This window comes from Henriciella sp., from assembly GCF_049649345.1.
Classification (GTDB): domain Bacteria; phylum Pseudomonadota; class Alphaproteobacteria; order Caulobacterales; family Hyphomonadaceae; genus Henriciella.
This window is the reverse complement of record NZ_JBARZC010000426.1, coordinates 1-2,511: the sequence shown is the minus strand read 5'-3', so window position 1 is coordinate 2,511 and position 2,511 is coordinate 1. Positions and strand designations below refer to the sequence as shown.

Genomic DNA, 2,511 nt, shown 5'->3' with positions numbered 1-2,511 from the left:
CTCATAGCCTGCCGCGCGCAGCGTGCGGGACACAGCTTCGGCCTGCTCGAAGCGCGCCGCAAGGCCGGGCAGCGCCGCCTCGTCAATTGCGCGCTGATGCTTGGCAAACCATGGCACGTGCGCATAGCCGAACACAGCCACCCGGTCGGCGCCGATAGCTGTGCCGAAACAGGCGGTATCGATCACATCCTCGACGGTCTGGTGCGGCAGGCCGTACATCAAATCCATATTGACGCCGCGAATGCCGGCCCCGCGAATATCTTCAACAGCCTGGGCGAGCATATCACGCGGCTGGATCCGGTTGATCGCCTTCTGGACGTGCGGGGCGAGCGTCTGGACCCCAAGGCTGGCCCGCGTCACGCCGCCTATCGCCAGAGCGCCAATCCGCTCTGGTGTCAGGGAACGCGGATCGAGCTCGACGGCGAATTCTGCGTCCGGCAACAGGCCGAACGCCTCGCAGAGATGTTCCGAAACGGCGATGAAATCGTCGGCTGAAAGCGCATTGGGAGACCCACCACCGAAGTGAAGGTGCCTGACGCCGCCATGCGCGGGAAGATGCGCGGCCCACAGATCGATTTCCTTGTGCAGATAGTCGACATAACGGGCGACGCGATCATACCCGTTCGGCACGCTCGTATGGCAGCCACAATACCAGCAGAGGCGCTCGCAAAAGGGCACGTGGACATAGACCGAGATGGGCTTGTCATGGTCGACCGCCCCGGCCCAGCGCACCGCGTCAGCTTCGCCCACTCCATCCCCGAACTGAACAGCAGTCGGGTAGCTCGTATAGCGCGGCACGGCGGCCTGCGCATAAGGGATCCAGTCCTGTCTCATGGCCTTGCAAAGACACGAGGCGGCAAAGCATTGCTATCCGGGATTCCCCCTAGTCGGTCGTCGTTGCCGCAAGCAAGCTCGCCAGCTCATCGAGCGCCGTATCAAGCGCCTCGCTCGCGTCGACCGCAATATCAGGCTGGACGCCAAGGCCTTCCCAGTTCGCGCCTGTATGCGGGCTGATCGGGCGCTCTTCCGGCATGTAGAGGCTGAAGCCGCCCGTCAGCGCCAGCGCATCGCCGACCATATGCGCGCCGCCACCTGTGACCTCGCCCACCACCTCAGCCCGGCCGGCGGCCTGCAAGCCATAGGCGACCGCTTCAGCAGCCGAGAAGGTTCGGTGACTGGTGAGAATATAGACCGGCCGCCCACCGCCATAGGACGGCCAGCCGATGTCGGGCACAGGCCGCTCCTCCAGGCCATCGGCGCCGCGATCCATGACAAGCGGCGGCGTGGCCGCCGGCTCCAGAAAGGTCCAGTGGACGCGAAGCTCTGCCTCGGGAGACCCGCCACCATTGCCGCGCAGGTCAAGGATCAGGGCTTGTGTGTCCTGCAATAGCGTAAACGCCGCGCCATAGCGCGCCCATGTCTCGGGCAGGTCGTAAAAGCTGGTGAGCTTGAGATAGCCGATATTGCCGTCGAGGATCTCGACCGCCGCAACGCCATAATTCGCCGAAGGCGCGGCGGCATACCAGTCCTCGATCCAGGAGCCGCCCTCCTCGCTCTCCGTGGCATCGGTCACATCCCGCGCCGCTTCGAGCATCACGTGTTTGTCGCTCGACACCTCGCGCAGATAGGCCGTCGCCTGATCGGCAAAGCGCGCCGGCGCCTGACAGTCTTCCGCACGCGGCAGACGCGCGGCATCCTCGCGTATTGCTTTCGCGATTTCAGGTGCCCGGTCCTGCAGCACATAATGCGCCTCAAAAGCACTGGCGGCCTCGTCCAGGACGCCGGCTTCAGCCGGGCAGAGCGCGGCCAGCGCCGCAGCCATCAGTACAGTCATCTCGCATCGTCCTTCATTGTCTCTCGCGCGGCCTCAAGTCGCTCGGCAAAGCCTGTCGTCTCCAGCGCCTCATCCAGCCGGTTGAGGCTCGTCATGAAGTCAGGCGCAGCTTCCGCGAGCAGGCCAAGCGCGGCCTCGTCCACGCGCCCGCTAAGCGCTCTGACGCGCGCGAGCACATCGCGGCCTCCATCGCTCAGCGCAATCAGGGAGACGCGCCTGTCGGCCTTATCTGCGCGTTTCTCGACAAGGCCCTTGCGGGTCATCTCGGTCACGGCATGCACGATGGCGACATGGCTGACGCCGAGCGCGCTTGCCGCCTCGCCCATCCGCACCTCGCCCCGTGCGCCCAGCAGCTGGAGAAGCGCAAACCAGCGCTGCTCGAAGCCAAGCTCATCGCGGTAAAGCTGCGTCACAGGTCCGTTGAGCCGCTCCAGCAGTCGCCGCAGCCGCGTGCCAAGCGCTGTGACGCCTAATTCTTTCAGGAAATCATCATTTGTCATCTTATATGTAATAACTTACATAAATGCAGGCCGCAAGGCGCAATCGAAATTGGGGCTGGGGTGCCATCTGTTTCAGGCCCTGCAATTCGGCCTGAAAGCAAACTTGCTGGATGATGCAGCGCGACAATTCGAAATTCCGCCGCACTGATGCCATCAACCTAAGCCACCCCTCTTCCC

At 63.9% G+C, this 2,511-nt stretch carries 3 protein-coding genes; all 3 read right to left on the bottom strand.

Features of this window, described 5'->3' with window-relative positions; all coding sequences use genetic code 11:
- The coding region (locus tag WA989_RS11735) for a radical SAM protein (RefSeq protein WP_424340682.1) at positions 1–834 on the bottom strand (834 nt) is incomplete at its 3' end.
- A 49-nt stretch (positions 835–883) separates the two neighbouring features.
- On the bottom strand, positions 884–1,834 hold the full coding sequence (locus tag WA989_RS11730; RefSeq protein WP_424340681.1) for a S41 family peptidase: 951 nt from the start codon (positions 1,832–1,834) through the stop codon (positions 884–886).
- Positions 1,831–2,334, bottom strand: coding sequence for a MarR family winged helix-turn-helix transcriptional regulator (locus WA989_RS11725; RefSeq protein ID WP_424340680.1), 504 nt, complete (start codon positions 2,332–2,334; stop codon positions 1,831–1,833). Before WA989_RS11725 ends, WA989_RS11730 begins: the two co-directional genes overlap by 4 nt.
- Positions 2,335–2,511 lie beyond the last annotated feature (177 nt).